Genomic DNA, 16,626 nt, shown 5'->3' on the forward strand with positions numbered 1-16,626 from the left:
GACTTTGAGAGAAGAGGAGCCATGAAGGCTCCTTTACTGCTTCTGGTCGCGCAGGTGCGTCGTCAGATCGTCCAGCGCATTGGACCAGCCGTCGTAAAAGTATTTATCGCCGGGGTGACCGGCCAATCCGCGCAGGTGGAAGATCATCTCGGTGCGGTCGCCCTGTGCGGTGAGGGTTAGGGTTACGATAGGGGAATTCTCGATGGGATCATCGGGGTAACCCCAGGTGAAGACGAGCCGTTCGAAAGGTACGACATCGAGAAACACACCTCCGGTGGGATACTCCTCTCCGGTCTCGACGTTGACCATTGTGTAGCGGTAGCGTCCGCCCTCGCGGACGTCGAAGGAGATGGACTCCAAAGGTGTCGAAGGCAACCAGGCGGCGAGTTCCTTCTTCTCGGTCCAGGCGCGCCACACGAGCTCGCGGCGGACATTCGGGGTGCGGTTGATGATGAACTCCGGTGCGGATGTGGACATGTTCATTGTTCCTCCTTTTTGATCATGGTCTTGAGTGTTCTTCCAGTGCGTCGATGCGTTGGTTCCACTCACAGCGGTGTTTCTCGACCCAGGCCGATGCCTCACAAGTGGCTGGTGCGCATCGTATTACTGTGAAAATAACGGACGTCCCTCGGCAATTGGCCAGAGTAACACATCCGCTTCACCTACAATATGATGAGTCTAGGAAATCTAAAGAGGTGAGCAAATGGCAGTCGTAAAAGCCAGGAAACAGGATATTGATATGTTGGCAAGGTTGCTTCGGGCTGAAGCTGAGACCGAAGGCGAACAGGGCATGCTCCTTGTTGGAAATGTTGGCATTAACCGAGTAAGAGCGAATTGCTCCGATTTTAAAGGAATCCGGACAATTCCCCAAATGATCAACCAGCCACATGCGTTCGAAGCGTTGCTACATGGGTTGTACTATCAAAATGCAAGAGAGAGGGAACGCCGTCTGGCGAGACAGGCTGTGAATGGGGTGCGGAATTGGCCAGCCAAATTTTCTCTATGGTATTTCCGTCCAGGGACGTTCGAAAATCCCGGGCCATGTCCGCCAACTTGGTATAACCAGCCGCTCGCAGGACGATGGAAGAAGCACTGTTTTTATGAACCGACCGCGAAAGAATGTGAAAGTGTATATAGTACGTTTTAATATTATAAACGAAAAGAGCTCTGGATGGAGAATAAGTTGTTGTCGGGTTAGAAGTTGAACTAACGGGCACGATAGCGTAATAACTAGGGAGCAGATTGCTGCGTGACAGCTGCTCCCTGTTTTCATTACTGTAACGGACAGCTTGTTGAATATTAATTCCAGTGAACCGTATCACAAATGACGCAAATTTTTATAATAAAACAGGGAAGCCCAAGTAGAAAATTGCCGTTACAGAGAATGCAGCGCGCCACCTCGTATATGGTGTATAATACAAGAAGTGAAACTTCCGCATCGACGGTGGCATAACGAAGGAGATTTTATGACATTTGAACAATTGAAACTGATTCCCCCCATTCTTAAAGCGTTGGCCAAGGAAAATTATACACAGCCCACTCCCATACAGGAGCAGGCAATTCCGCCGGTGCTGGCGGGCCGTGATTTGTTCGGCTGCGCTCAGACGGGGACCGGCAAGACAGCGGCGTTCTTGCTGCCAATTATCCAACTGCTGAGTGCGCAGCAGGGACGACCGAGCGGCAAGCGCGTCATTCGTTCGCTGATCCTGACGCCTACGCGAGAGCTGGCCATTCAGATATCTGACAACTTTAAATCTTACGGACGCTTTTTGAATCTGCGAAGTGCCGTGATTGTAGGCGGCGTCTCGCAAAAAGCACAGGAGCAGGCGCTGGAGCAAGGCATGGATATACTGATAGCGACGCCAGGCCGACTAATCGACCTGATGAACCAAGGGTTCGCCGATCTGCGTCACGTGCAGATTCTCGTGCTGGACGAAGCAGACCGCATGCTAGATATGGGCTTCATTCACGACATGAGAAGGATCATCGCCAAGCTACCTGCCAAACGACAGACGCTGTTCTTTTCGGCGACGATGCCGCCCGAGATCAAGTCTCTGGTAGACTCACTGCTGACGAATCCAATGAAAATCGAAATTACGCCCGTTTCCTCGACCGCGGAGCGGATCAAGCAGGCACTCTACTTTGTGGACAAGCCGAATAAGCTGCCGCTGTTGATCGACCTGCTACAAGACAAGTCGATCGAGAGCGCGCTTGTGTTCACCCGTACGAAGCATGGTGCGGATCGGCTGGTGAGGGGCTTGACGAAGGCGAAGATTACCGCGCAGGCGATTCACGGCGACAAGTCGCAGAACGCCCGCCAAGCTGCGTTGAATAACTTCAAGCAAGGTGTGACTCGCATGCTGGTGGCGACAGATATTGCGGCCCGGGGCATCGACATCGAGGAGCTGTCGCACGTCATTAACTACAATTTGCCGAATATCCCGGAGACGTATGTACATCGGATCGGCCGCACCGGACGAGCGGGATTAAGCGGAATAGCGATTTCGTTTTGCGAGTACGAGGAGATTCCTTATCTGAAAGATATCGAGAAGCTGATCAAGCAGAAAATTCCGGTGATCGGGGATCATCCGTATCCGATGACAATGAACGAGTCGACTCCAACGGCAGTTAGGGAGACCAGAACCAGCGTCACATCTTCCGAGGATCGTGTCACCCGCGGCCATCGCAAAGGCACGAATCGAAACGACTCCGCCGGCAGAAAAGGAACCTTCGAAGGTTCCGGTCGCCCCTGGAAACGGCGGTCCTAAATCAACATGACGACCGCGACAAGTAGGAGTATAGGCAGTTTTAAATAATAAAAAGGGAGTGAATGTAACATGATACAAATAACGATTCCAACACCGGATGTTACCATACACAAACAGAAAGACCCTGAGTTAAGCAATATTTATGGGTTTACGGATTTTCACCTGATTTCAAGAGATAAAGCGGGGATTTTTATGTTTTACAATGATCGGGATGAACTCTTATTCGTTGGCAAAGCACGAAAGCTAAGACCCCGAATCAAAAAACATTTTGAAGATACAGTATCCATCATGAAAAATTACAGGGGCGAAGTTGCCAAAATCGAGGTTTGTATTGTCGAGGACCCCGTTCATAGAGAAATTTATGAAACATTTATTATTAACGAACTCAAGGCCAGATACAATGTAGATAAAGTGTTTTACAAATAAGGAATCGAATAGCTTCCAGAGGACAGGAAATCGTTTAAATGACAATTCATAATAAACAACGTTATCGCTTTAGCGAAGCACCTATATGGAATATTCAGAGGGAATATTATGAACAAGAAGGATTGAAGGCTTGGAACAACGACCAAGTTCCTCAATATATCACGTGCAATCCAATGATCGCTGCGGCTTATGCAGAAATGATATTCGGCTTTCTTCAAGACCGGGCGACTAAGGAAAATAGCTCAGAGCCTGTTCTTATTGTGGAGCTTGGAGCAGGAGCGGGGCGTTTTGCTTTCCATGTGTTACACGAGTTATGTCAACTGATTGACTATGCAGGGATAACGTTACCTTCGTTTCGATATCTCATGACGGATTTGGCGATGAACAATGTGTTGGCGTGGAAGGGGCATCCAGCTCTACAAGCTTTTATTGCCAAGGGAATACTCGATTTTGCACGATTTGATGCGGTTCATGACACGGTTCTGAATTTGATTGTATCAGACACAACCATTAGTAAAGGAGATTTAAAACAGCCTGTTGTCATTGTGGCTAACTACTTTTTTGATAGTATTCCGCAAGAGCTGCTTTATGTGTCTGAAGGCAAAATTTACGAAGCCGATGTTTTCATCGAGTATCCTGAACTTAAGGATTCACTTAAACCATCAGAATTACTTGATCAAATATCTTTACATTATAAGCATCGGCGGGCGCCGGAATATGAGCAAGAAACTTATCCTTATCGTGATGTCATAGCCATCTATCAGGAACAATTGGAAGATTCGCATATTTTATTTCCAGTCGCCGGATTAACTTGTTTAGAACGTTTGAACCAGTTGTCGCATGAGGGATTTCTATTAATAACGGCAGACAAAGGGGATCATTTACTTGAAAACTGGAAATTCGCGGAACCGCCGGAGTTGATCCTACATGGAAGTTTTTCTTTAACGGCAAACTACCATGCGATTCAGCAAGTTATGGAACAGAACGGAGCCCTCGCGTTATTTCCCCCGCATCATTATAAAAATATAAATGTTGGGTGTATTATCCATATGGATACACCGATGGACTACTTCCAGACAAGATTAGCTTATCGTCGATGTATTGAGCGCTTTGGTCCGGACGAATTTTTTAGCTTGAAGGAATGGGTAGATCTCAATCTAGATAGCATGGAACTACAGCAAATATTAAGTTTTTGGCGTTTAGGTGGATATGACGCGGAGTTCTTCACTCAGAGCTCGAAGCAGATCTCTAGTCTGTTACTAGATGCAAATGATGAGGAAAAGCAGGATATTTTTCGGGGTATACAGCTTATGTGGTCGTCGTACTACGTAATGGAGCAGCGTTATGGCATCGCACTTGAGGCTGGATTGTTACTGTTTGAGATGGAAATGTACGGGGAATCCAAACGGTTTTTAGAAATATCAATAGATGAAGATCAAGAGAACATCGTATCCACTGTATATTATTGTCTTGCTATTTGTTGCTTTGAGTTAGAATTAGAAGAAGATGCTTTGAATTACGTTAGAATGTTATTAAAACATGAGCCCGATCATGAAGAGGCCCTGGCGTTGTTACAAAAATTTGAGCAAGAATAGTTCCGCCATGGCAATGTTACGATGAACCGTATCTGATATGCTTATGTGTACCCCCTAAAGTTCGAGTTTAGGGGGATTTTTGTGTGGAGAAACCCGGTTAAAGAACAAAGTCCCTCAGTTAATTGAAGCTTTAAATGAACGAAGCCTTTTCGCGGACCAGAACCTAATTTCATTTCCGGAATCGCAAAAGTAAAAAATTTAGAAGTCAGTGTAAAGGAATCGAAATTGTTAAGTGCACAGGATCAGCTTACAATTTGTATTAAAGGAGTGAAAGCGCTTTAACGAGGGGGCCGGGTCTTGATGTTCAAAGAACGCATTTTGCATTCGAATCATAGACGAATCCTTATCATGTTTAGTTTGTTGACCGTCATGGTAACAGCGGCGTTTTCGGGCGGAGCTTGGTGGCAAGGGAACGAGGAGGATGTGATCGCTACGGTCAATGGCAGTCCGATTCACGTGGGAGAATTCCAACGAGCGATTCGTTTGAACAAATCGGCGATCATGAACTATTTTCGCGATCAGCATCATGCGGATCAGTCCGAGACGTTCTGGACAACTTCATTCGATGGCGAGATTCCTATTGAGATGCTGAAGAAGAAAGCATTGGATGATTGTGTGCGTTTGAAGGTTCGACTGCTGCAGGCAAAGGATCTAGGGATCCTGCAAGACGTTAGTTACCCGGGGTTTCTCCGGCAATTGCAGCAAGAGAATCACCGAAGAGCGCAAGCGATCAAGAACCGTCAGGTCGTATACGGACCTGAACGATATGACGAGGATACGTATCTGGAGTATCTGCTGACGAATTCAACCCTTGCTGTGAAGCAGCACTTGCAGCAAAATGCTTTGAAGCAGGGCGAGTCATCGCTGAGATTGTTCTATGAAGAGCATAAAGATCAGCGATACAGGACGCGCGGCTATGTCACGGTGCAACGAATTTCACGCACGATCCTGGACTCTAATCGTCAAATCGATCCCGCACTCGAACAGAAAGTAAAAAGGCTATTGGAAGAGGCGCATGCCAGGCTGTTATCTGGTGCGTCATTTAAAGACGTTGCCGCGGCCTATGCTGCACCAGGTACGGAATTGGAATTGAACATTGATCTGGGCGACGAACGACGGAACGCCAGAAGCCCGGTAGCCCAGGCTGCAGCCAAGCTCTCTGTTCAAGAGATTAGTCAGATTATTGAAGATAACGGCAGTCTCCATCTCTTAAAATGCATCGAGAGGGTAGAGCCTGACTCGGCTTATCTGGCCTATGAGCAGGTGAAGGATCAAGTGCTTCAGGATTATGTCAACGGTGAATATGAGACAAGGATTCGTGAGATAACGGCCTCAGCGCAAGTTGTGCGGCACGACAAGCTATATCAGTCCTTTCAAATGTAATTTTGAAGCGCTTCAATTTGTTGTAACCGCTTTAATGGCTTGCTGTTGAGGCGTTGCATACATAATGAAAGGCGAAGGGATGATCATTGATGTACAGAAGAACTGTGCAACGCGCCATTTGTTTGGCGATTGCGGCCGCTATGCTTCTTAGTCTGGCAATAACCGTTCCTCGGGACGCCAAGGCTGCAGGGGGAGCAACCTATTACGTAGATAACGTAAATGGGAATGACGCTTCGAATGGAACAAGCGCCGGGACAGCTTGGAAGACATTAACGAAAGTGAACGCGACGACGTTTGCCCCGGGCGACAAGATTTTATTCAAGGCAGGAGGAGCTTGGCAAGGACAGTTATGGCCAAAAGGTTCGGGGGTGAACGGGAGTCCCATTGTTATCGACCAATACGGGACGGGGAATAAACCGCTCATTGCGGGAGTTACGAGCGAGCTGCAGACGGTCTTTTTGAAAAATCAGGAGTACTGGGAAATCAACAACTTGGAGGTTACTAATCCTTCTACACTGCCTTTCTCCAGGGACTGGAAAGGGGCCCGGGGTGAGCGGCGTGGCGTCTATATTTTGAATGAAGAGAGCGGCATCTTAAATCACATTTACATTAAAAATTTGAATATTCATGATGTGGATGGGGTGTATACGACCCGGGCCGGCGGGATCATTTTCGATTCTGTGGGCTCCTATGTGCCAAGTGCGTTTAATGATGTGCTGATCGATGGCAATACATTAACGGATGTGGATGCATATGGGATTTATATCGGTTCAAACTGTACGATTCGGTATGGCATGGGCGATCTTTGGGAGTGGGTTCCTAAGCCTTACGGGTCTTGGACGCCAACGACGAATTTGAAAATCTCGAATAATACGATTGTTCGGCCTGCGACGGGCGGGATTGCATGGAATGTGACGGATGGCGCGATTGTCGAGCGAAATACGGTTCAAGAAGCCACGTTTTTGGCAACAAATGCTTCGATCTGGTGGGCCTATGCGGATAATAACGTGGTTCAATACAATGAATCTTTTGGAAGCCACAACGGGGAAATGGATGGCGAGGGGTTTGATGTGGATGCGGGAAACATAGGCTCCCTGGTTCAGTATAATTACAGTCATGACAATGCAGGCGGCTTTATGTTATTCGTCAATGATACGTATTATACGACGAATACGATCGTTCGCTACAATATCAGTCAGAACGACAAGAATCACTTGTTCCGGTACAGCGGTTCTATTGATACGGTCTATAATTATAACAACACGGTGTACGTCGGAGCGGCATCGGGTAATCCCGTGATGAGCGATTATTTCACGAAATCTTCAGGCGCACCGAAAAATATTAAGAATTACAACAACGTCTACTATAGCGTGGGAGATCGGGGATGGAATCTGACTGGGCAAACGTTTGACTCGAATGCGTATTACGGCGGCAAAACGTTAGTGAACTCGGATGCGCATCGCATAACTGCGGAACCGAAATTCATGAATCCGGGCAGTGGCGGCGTCGGTATGAATACGTTGGACGGCTACAAGCTCCGGCCCAACTCGCCGCTTATTGGGGCAGGCGTTCCTCTGGCGGACAACGGTGGAAGGGACTATTTCGGTAATGCCTTATATAACGGAGACCCGGATATCGGCGCCTACGAGTATCAAGGAACGGTACCGCCGGCTACGGGCAAAACGCCAATTGTATTCACACCCGCGCCCATTACCCCAATGCCGGAACAACCGAAGCCGGCACCGGGAAATTTGGCGCCGCTTGCAACTGTGAGTGCATCCATCGCCACTTTGTCCAACAGCTCGATTAAAAGCCTGACGGATAGCTCCTATGACAAAGCTTGGTCGAGTGTGGATAAAGGCGTGACATTCCCGAATTATATTACGCTTGATTTTGGTTCCAGATCGGTAACAGCGAGCAAGCTGAAAGTGGTAACCAGGTTTGGAACGGGGCAAGGCGTTACGAAGTTCGATCTTGAAGCTTATAACGGGACGGCTTGGGTGCCGGTGAAGACAGGTATTCAATGGACATGGGCGTATAGCGATACGACGAATGAGACACAGACCCTTAATTTTGACTCTACCACGGCGAAGCAGTTCCGTTTGAAGATTAATGGGGCAAATTTGAAATGGGGCAATTTCGCGATTAACGAGTTGGAACTGTACAGGTAAAGAAAAAGAAGCCGATCATCCTGTGGATGGCCGGCTTTTCCAACATTGAACAAAAGATTCGGGGATGATAAATTGTTGTAAACGATGAATGCGATTATATGGATAAGAAAGCGGGCCGAAACCATCATGAAACTTCTGGCAACAGGAACGAAGGGTTGGTTTGTATATCAGAAGGTTGTAGTTGTCTTCATTGCATTCATGATTCCACTCGTTGCGATGAACATTTGGGTGAATTACAAAGAGATGTCCTTCACGAAGAAGACGATCACGGATTCGGCTGTAGCCGGAGCTTCTTTTTATGCCAATCAGCTCGATAAGGAATTATATTTTATTCGGAGCCAGCAACTGCAATTTGTCAATGATAAGGATCTTCAGAAGCTTAGCTTTCAAGGGAGCACACTCGATGAGTATGCTTTGTTTGAATTAATTAATCAGACGAAAGACCGGTTGTCCGCGATTCAATACTCGAGTGAACTCATCGTCGATGCCGGCGTTTATGTCAAAGAAATTGGCAAGACCATCTCAAGTATAGGCGGTATCTCGGACACACCGAATGATGAATCAGAAGTCATTGTCCCATTAGCCGGGCTAACGCCGAAACCGTCTTTCTATCAAAAAGATGACCGACTCTTCTTTATTGAGAGCGAGAATAACTCGGGGATCATCTCTTACATCGAGATTTCTACGTCTCGCTTGCGGGAGGCCCTTCGCCAGATTACCACGCTCTATCAAGAATCGGAAGTATTTCTGGGGAGCAAAACACTCGGCCATGTGTTATCGACGGCGAAGGATCAGAACATCATCATTCCCTTGCTTGCACAACTGGAGGAAGGAAATAAGGGGAATGCAAATCCTTCCAGGGTTATCGATATCGCTGGAGCCAGTTATTTTGTAATGACGTGTCCGGTCGGTTCTTTGAATCTGTCGCTGGTCATGTATGTGGATCATAACGAAATTACGCGCCCGCTTAGGCAGTACAGCTTTTGGTTCTACGCATTATTCGTAATTGCAATCGTGGTGTTGCTGCTCTATTCTTACTCGCTTAATTTTATGATCCACAGACCTTTGTCCAAGCTCACCAAGGCGTTCAAGATGATGGAGACCGATAATCTGAATCTCGTCATCGAGTCGAAGACGAGGGACGAGTTTCATTATTTATTTCACAGCTTTAATCGCATGGCGTTCCGTTTGAAGCGTTCGATTGAGGAGAATTATGAGCACAAGATTGCGATTCAGCAATCGGAATTGAAACAACTGCAATCACAGATCAATCCTCATTTTCTATATAACAGCTTTTTTAACATTTATATGATGTGCAAGGTGGGAGATTCAGACGGAGCTGCGGAGCTATCGCAAAAGCTTGGCAGTTATTATCAATATATAACGAGGAATGGGTCCGACGAGATGCCCTTGTACAAAGAGTATCAGCATGCCTTGGATTATTGTGAAATTCAGTGCATCCGCTTCTCGAATCGAATCGGATACGAACATGAGGAGATACCGGATTATGCGAAGACGGTTACGGTGCCGCGATTGATCATACAGCCGATTGTTGAAAATGTTTTCGAACATGCCTTCGAAGACGGCATGATGAACGGCATTCTGTCTATGACGGCCGATTATCAGGAAGGGGTCGTACGGATTAAGGTCGAAGATAACGGCCGCCTCCTGACAGACGAGACGCTGCAAAGTTTGCAAGAGCAGTTGCGTAATGAATCCGGACAACAAGAGAAGACGGGACTCATAAATGTGAATAATCGATTGCAGTTGAAGTATGGGGCGGGCAGCGGGCTTTTCGTCACTCGCAGCCAACTTGGCGGATTGTGTGCCGAACTGATGATCCGAACCCAAAATGAACGAAAGTGAGGGTCTGTTGCCATGTATCGATTGTTAATTGTAGATGACGAGCCGGTGATCGCGAACGGACTGGTTCAGCTTTTACAGGACCGCCAACAATTTGAATTGGATATCTGCAAGGCGTATTCTGCGGATGAGGCGCTCGAGATTGCGCAGCGAACGAAGTTGGACATTCTCGTGAGCGATATTCGGATGCCGAAGAAGAATGGATTGCAGCTAGTCGATGAGATCGCCTATTACTGGCCTTCGTGCCGGATGATTTTCTTAACCGGATATAGTGAGTTTAACTACGTGTATGAAGCCATTCGCAAGAATGTCGATAGTTATATCTTGAAGAGCGAAGGGGTCGAACCGATCTTCGAAGCGGTAAGAAAGGCCATTGTCAAACTGGAGGAAGAGCACCGGAATCGGCTTCAACAGGAAAAGGCGCAATTGCACCTGCGGATCGTTGAATCCTTGTTGAAGAAAGAACTGCTGGAATCGGTGCTGCGAGGTGAAGAATTACCTGCTTTACTGAGAGAAGAGCGCTATGCGGATTTGGATTTTGCCATTGCATTGGACCGTCCCTCCTTTATTCTCATTGGACATGCCGATCAGCAGGAAGGGATCACGATGAAGCTGCTGGAGGCGGCAGGCTCGATATTTGGCAAGCTGCTACCCCCTTCGATCGGATGCGAATACACCTTCTATGACGGACACCTTATCGTATGGTTCCTGCAACCGAATGTCGAATTAGTAGACCGGCTAAGGGATGAAGCGGATGCTGCAGAGAACGGGCACCGTGTTGTGGCCTATTTGCGAGGGGTGCTGGAACGGGTTCAGAATGAATGCGAAGAGATACTGGACGTATCGATGTCATTTGGCATTTCGGGGAATATGATGAATCGCTGGGGCCAGACCCGGGAGCAAGTAGAAATGATCCGCTCTCTGATCCGTCGAAGAGTTCAGCTTGGTCAGAGAATGGTCATTGTTGATTACGAGCGTACAACGGATAAATCGAGTATACAGATTAAGCTGGCAGGGATTCAGCAGGATGCTTTCAAAAAGGGACTCCTGGATCAGATTCATCGTTATATTGAAGAGCATCTCGCGGGAGACTTGTCGCTGACGGCGATCGCAGAGGAAGTGCATCTTAACCCTTCCTACTTGTCTCGTTACTATAAGCAAATTTCAGGGCACAACCTGATTGAATATATAAAATCCTTTAAGCTCGAATCCGCGATTGCGATGATGTCAGATCCCCATTTGAAGCTAAATGAAATTGCGCTTCGCGTAGGGTTCGACTCTCCGTCTTACTTCGCTACCTTCTTTAAAAAGATGACCGGAAAATCTCCGCAGGAATACCGTAACCTGCAATAGGTCAATAAAGTGAAGGCAATGTAAAGGATTCGAAATTGTAAACGGTTTCTGGCCGGGCTTACAATATAAATAGGCAAAGCGACCCGCATGGCCAGTACTTTTTACTAGGGGGAACGTTTCCAATATGAAGCATGATCAATTTAGAAAAACGAGAATGATTTTGCTGCTTGCTGCCAGCGTATCGATGGTGTCGGCGTGCTCTAGCCAAGGGGGAGACAAGTCAGCGAGTTCTGCGACTCCTGTGGCATCCGGAGGTTCTGCCGACACTGCGGCGCCAGAACCGCTTGGCAAGTATGCGGAGCCTGTCGTTGTTACGGAAGTGCTTGGATTCAGCACGCCCGAAGACCCTAGAACCACGAAGGGGATTACGCCTGATCAGAACGCTTATCTCAAAGACCTCAAGGATATGTTGAATATCGATGTGAAATATAAATGGACGGTGCCGAAAGATCAATATGAACAAAAGTTCTCGCTTGCGTTGGCATCGGGAGATTTACCGGACATTATGGAGCTTAGTCCGAAGGATTATGAGAAGCTTCGGAAGCAAGATATGCTGGCGGATTTAACCGCAGCCTATGATAAATACGCCTCGCCGGATCTGAAGAAATATATGGAGTCCGTTGGCGGGTTTGCGATGAAAACGGTAACCAGAGACGGCAAGCTGATGGCCATTCCAGATTTTACGGACCCGGCGCTTGGCACACAGTTGCTGTGGATTCGGAAAGATTGGCTCGATACCTTGAACCTTCAAGTGCCGAAGACGATTGATGAACTGGAAAAGGTTGCGACTGCTTTTGTGAATGACGATCCGGATCGGAACGGGAAGAAGGATACCTACGGCATCGCGCTGGAGAAGAAGCCTTTCTTCTGGGGATTTGATTTGCGCGGGTTCTTCAATGCCTATGGCGCTTATCCTTCGGTAGGAGACAATATTAACGCATGGATTAAAGACAGCAACGGCAAGCTTGTTCCCGGGTTGATTCAGCCTGAGATGAAGCCTGCGCTGGCGAAGCTCCAATCCTGGTATAAGAACGGTATTCTGGACAAAGAGTTTGCGCTCAAAGACGAGAATAAAGTGGTAGAGGACATCACGGCCGGTAAAGTAGGGATCTCCTATGGGGAATGGTGGTATCCAAACTGGCCGCTCAATCTCAGTGTGGATAAAGACCCGAAAGCGAATTGGATCGCCGTTCAAATTCCTACGCTGGATGGACAGCCAGGGAAATCCATTGTTCCAAAACTGCGCAGCGAGAAAGTCTACGCCGTCAACAAAAAATTGAAGAACCCCGAAGCGATCGTGAAAATGTTGAATTTCTATTTGGAAATGGGCAAGCCCCAATATATGAATAAGAATAAACCGGAGAATGGGTATGTCTACAATTGGTTCGCGCCAAGAATATCAAATCCGGCTCAAATTGAAACCATTTACACGGAAGTAAACAAAGCGCTGGCGGCCAAACAAACAAAAATTACGGTGAATAGTCCGGATTATAAAACAATACAGGATGTACTGAAAGCGACATTGGATTTGCAGGCGAATGATACCCAGACGGCGTCGCGGGGCGTGAACTGGGGACTGTACTTTAGTCGTGCGGCGGAAGATGGCGGCTGGGGCCTGACGCGCAAGATTCGTGAGAAGGGCCAGTTTGTGATGAATGAATTCTACGGAACACCGACCCCTACCATGGTTGAGAAAGGCGGTCAGCTTGATAAGCTGATGCTGGAGTCTTTTAACAAAATCATTCTTGGGGCACCCGTTGACGATTTCGATAAATTCGTAACGAGCTGGAAAACGCTTGGCGGCGATAAAATGACTGAAGAAGTGAATGCATGGTACAACGAGCAAGCTGTGAAATAAATGAACGTATCGTGACGAGGGGAGCGGGAGCCAGCGGCTCCTCTCGTTTTGTCTACCCATGTGTAAGGAGGTCCGTCCAAGCATGAGAACTTTTCGCAAAGAGTATCCGCTGCATATCATGCTGATTCCGGGAGTGATTCTGACACTTATTTATTCGTATGGTCCAATGGCCGGACTCGTCATGGCTTTTCAAAATTTTGAGCCGCTGTCAGGCTTTTTTAAATCGGAGTGGGTGGGTTGGGACAATTTTACATATGTGTTTCATTTGCCGGATTTCAAACAAGTCTTCTGGAACACGATCCTGATCTCTATCTTCAAAATCGCGCTGTTCCTGCTTGTCCCGCTTATTCTCGCTTTATTGCTCAATGAGGTGACGAAGCGATGGTTCTCGCGGCTTGTGCAATCGACCATTTTCCTGCCATTCTTCTTGTCGTGGACGGTTCTTGGAGGGATTGTGATTGAAATTTTCTCATTGAATGGACCGGTAAATAGCTTATTATCCTTTTTGGGTCTTAAGGAAATCATGTTTATGCTGGATAACGGCTGGTTCCGTGGCATCATCATCGGTTCGGATGTCTGGAAAAGCATGGGCTACAATATGATCGTGATGTTGGCCGCAATCACGGGAATTAACGGCACTTTGTATGAAGCTGCGGAAGTGGACGGCGCGGGCCGATGGAAGCAGATGCTGCATATCACTTTGCCTGGTATGCTGCCGATGCTGATTTTGCTGGGCGTCCTGAGTCTGGGGAATATTCTCAACGCAGGCTTTGAGCAAATCCTGATCATGTACAATCCGACGGTGTATGAAGGCGCGGACATTATCGACACGTTCGTCTACCGGCTCGGCTTGTTCAGTCAGCAATTCGGCCCCGCTGCGGCAGTCGGTCTATTTAAGTCCGTCATTTCCCTGGGTCTGGTCTCTATCGCCTACTATGCTGCGTACAAATATAACAATTATCGAATCTTCTAAGGAGGGAGTGACGTGATCCATAAATCATCGGCAAGCCGACAGCTGTTTGTGTTGTTTAACACAATCTTTTTGACCTTGATTACCGTACTGGCCATTATTCCATTTGTTCATTTGCTCGCCATCTCGCTTAGCTCCAATACAGCCGCAATGGCCGGCGAAGTGAAGCTGTGGCCTGTCGGCTTCAACCTGGATGCTTATATTTATCTGGGGGAAAAGGTAGAGTTTCTGCGCTCCTTGCGGGTTTCCCTGGAGCGGGTCGTTCTCGGCACAGCCGTCAATATGTTTCTTGTCTTTATTACAGCATTCCCTTTAGCCAAGTCTAATGACAAGTTCAAGTACAGAACGGTCTATGTTTGGTTTTTTGCGGTTACCATGTTCTTCAGCGGCGGCTTGATTCCAACCTACATGATTGTGAAAAATACCGGGTTAATCGATACGATCTGGGCGTTGATCTTGCCCGGCGCATTGAATGTGTGGAACATGGTGCTCATGCTCAACTTTTTCCGGGCCATCCCCAAAGAGTTGGACGAGGCGGCCACCATCGATGGGGCGGGTCATTGGCGGGTCCTTTGGCAAGTCTATTTACCCGTATCGCTTCCGTCGATCGCGACAATCGGTTTGTTCACGGTTATCGGTCACTGGAATGTCTGGTTCGACGGCATCTTGTATATGAATTCACCCGAACATTATCCGCTGCAAACGTACTTGTCTACGCTCATAACGGCTATCAACTCACAGATGAGTTCCATGTCGCTTGACCAGTTGAAGGCTTTGGAGAATTTAAGCGAGAAAACGCTTCGGACCGCGCAGATATTCATGGGGGCGCTGCCGATTATGCTCGTCTATCCGTTCCTGCAGAAATATTTTGTCAAAGGGATGACCGTAGGCAGCGTGAAGGAATGAACGATCAGCATACAGGGAGATGGAAATCATGATGAAGCAAGTAACCGTGGCCTTGGTTGGGGCGGGACTTCGGGGCGTGAATTATTTGGAATATGCGAAGCAGTATCCGGATGAGATGCAAATCGTCGCCGTAGCAGAGCCGAACAGGGAGCGGAGAGAGCATTGCCAAGCGAGACATGGGCTTCCTGACGACAAGTGCTTTACCCATTGGGATGAACTCTTTGCACAGCCAAAGATGGCGGATGCGGTCTTCATCTGCACTCAGGATCAGCAGCATTTTGAACCGACGATGAAAGCGCTGGATGCGGGGTATCATGTGCTGCTGGAGAAGCCGATGTCCCCCGATGCGAAGGAATGCGTGGCGATGGGAGCGCGAGCTGCGCAGCTTGACCGTGTGTTCTCGATATGCCATGTTCTGAGGTTTACGAATTTCTTCGCTACGATCAAGGAATTGCTGGAAGGAGGGGCCATTGGCCAATTGATGTCGATCACGCACAATGAGAACGTCGGATACTGGCATCAAGCCCACAGCTTCGTTCGGGGCAACTGGCGCAGGAAGGACGAATCGAGCCCGATGATCTTGGCGAAGTCCTGCCATGACCTTGATATCCTGCTCTGGCTGGCCGGATCGGATTGTGTAAGCATTTCGTCATTCGGCTCCTTGTCCCACTTTACTTCTGCACAAGCGCCGGAGGGAGCGCCCCTTCGCTGCCTGGACGGCTGCCCCGTCGCAGAAGAATGCCTTTACTACGCGCCGAAACAGTATTTGACCGAAAATACGGACTGGCCAACTTCGGCGATCAGCGATGATTGGAGCTATGAAGGTCGAATCAAGGCGCTGCAGGAAGGACCGTATGGCCGATGCGTCTACCATTGCGATAACGATGTCGTCGATCATCAAGTGGTGAATATGACATTCGCGAACGGCGTTATTGCAGCATTCCATATGAGTGCCTTTACGAAGGAAATTAGCCGGACGATCAAGCTGATGGGAACGACGGGCGAGATTCGCGGCACGATGGAGAAGAACGAGATCGAAATTCTCCGCTTCGGCAGCGACAAAGTGGAACGAATCGATTTGGCCGATGCGGGCGGACATATCGGACACGGCGGCGGAGATTACGGCTTGGTCCGGGATTTCCTCCGGCTCTTGCGCGAAGGCGGCGGCAGCAAAGGGCTGACATCAGCGCATCGCTCCGTGCAAAGCCATATGATGGCGTTCGCGGCGGAACAAGCCCGAGTGGAACAGAGTGTGGTTCGTATGCAGGATTTTGTTGAGCGCTTGTTATAATCGATTTCTATTTTTAACGAAAATATACGCTAAGCCTTCGAA

The 16,626-nt window shown here is 48.1% G+C and carries 13 protein-coding genes; 12 read left to right on the forward strand and 1 reads right to left on the reverse strand.

The genetic code is table 11. From position 1 onward, the window contains the following. Nucleotides 1-33 precede the first annotated feature (33 nt). A complete protein-coding gene (locus PEL01S_RS03390) occupies nt 34-477 on the reverse strand; it encodes an SRPBCC family protein (protein WP_127459274.1) in 444 nt (147 codons plus the stop codon). A 226-nt stretch (nt 478-703) separates the two neighbouring features. On the opposite strand from PEL01S_RS03390, the gene PEL01S_RS03395 reads away from it, so the two are divergent. The 12 genes from PEL01S_RS03395 to PEL01S_RS03450 all read left to right on the forward strand — a co-directional run bounded on the left by PEL01S_RS03395 (nt 704) and on the right by PEL01S_RS03450 (nt 16,584). Continuing rightward, complete coding sequence (locus PEL01S_RS03395; RefSeq protein ID WP_063183593.1) at nt 704-1,147, forward strand: cell wall hydrolase; 444 nt, start codon at nt 704-706, stop codon at nt 1,145-1,147. Between the two features lie 319 nt (nt 1,148-1,466). Then, nucleotides 1,467-2,768, forward strand: coding sequence for a DEAD/DEAH box helicase (locus PEL01S_RS03400; RefSeq protein WP_127459275.1), 1,302 nt, complete (start codon nt 1,467-1,469; stop codon nt 2,766-2,768). Nucleotides 2,769-2,837: 69 nt separating this feature from the next. Next, a complete protein-coding gene (locus PEL01S_RS03405) occupies nt 2,838-3,194 on the forward strand; it encodes a nucleotide excision repair endonuclease (RefSeq protein WP_108533483.1) in 357 nt (118 codons plus the stop codon). Between the two features lie 38 nt (nt 3,195-3,232). After that, nucleotides 3,233-4,789, forward strand: a complete 1,557-nt coding sequence (locus PEL01S_RS03410) for a tetratricopeptide repeat protein (protein ID WP_127459276.1) — start codon at nt 3,233-3,235, stop codon at nt 4,787-4,789. Nucleotides 4,790-5,089: 300 nt separating this feature from the next. Then, complete coding sequence (locus PEL01S_RS03415) at nt 5,090-6,172, forward strand: peptidyl-prolyl cis-trans isomerase (protein WP_127459349.1); 1,083 nt, start codon at nt 5,090-5,092, stop codon at nt 6,170-6,172. A gap of 89 nt (nt 6,173-6,261) precedes the next feature. After that, on the forward strand, nt 6,262-8,343 hold the full coding sequence (locus tag PEL01S_RS03420; RefSeq protein ID WP_174806893.1) for a right-handed parallel beta-helix repeat-containing protein: 2,082 nt from the start codon (nt 6,262-6,264) through the stop codon (nt 8,341-8,343). Nucleotides 8,344-8,469: 126 nt separating this feature from the next. Then, nucleotides 8,470-10,209: a sensor histidine kinase gene (locus PEL01S_RS03425; protein WP_127459277.1), complete on the forward strand. Its 1,740-nt coding sequence runs from the start codon at nt 8,470-8,472 to the stop codon at nt 10,207-10,209. Between the two features lie 12 nt (nt 10,210-10,221). After that, entirely contained in the window at nt 10,222-11,559 is a 1,338-nt protein-coding gene (locus PEL01S_RS03430) for a response regulator transcription factor (protein ID WP_127459278.1), read from the forward strand. Nucleotides 11,560-11,683: 124 nt separating this feature from the next. After that, entirely contained in the window at nt 11,684-13,417 is a 1,734-nt protein-coding gene (locus PEL01S_RS03435; protein ID WP_127459279.1) for an extracellular solute-binding protein, read from the forward strand. 82 nt (nt 13,418-13,499) lie between these two features. Next, nucleotides 13,500-14,390: an ABC transporter permease gene (locus PEL01S_RS03440; RefSeq protein WP_036692347.1), complete on the forward strand. Its 891-nt coding sequence runs from the start codon at nt 13,500-13,502 to the stop codon at nt 14,388-14,390. A gap of 12 nt (nt 14,391-14,402) precedes the next feature. Continuing rightward, complete coding sequence (locus PEL01S_RS03445; protein WP_174806894.1) at nt 14,403-15,293, forward strand: carbohydrate ABC transporter permease; 891 nt, start codon at nt 14,403-14,405, stop codon at nt 15,291-15,293. A gap of 31 nt (nt 15,294-15,324) precedes the next feature. Next, complete coding sequence (locus PEL01S_RS03450; protein ID WP_164824237.1) at nt 15,325-16,584, forward strand: Gfo/Idh/MocA family protein; 1,260 nt, start codon at nt 15,325-15,327, stop codon at nt 16,582-16,584. Nucleotides 16,585-16,626 lie beyond the last annotated feature (42 nt).

The organism is Paenibacillus elgii NBRC 100335 (assembly GCF_004000865.1).
Lineage (GTDB): Bacteria > Bacillota > Bacilli > Paenibacillales > NBRC-103111 > Paenibacillus_G > Paenibacillus_G elgii.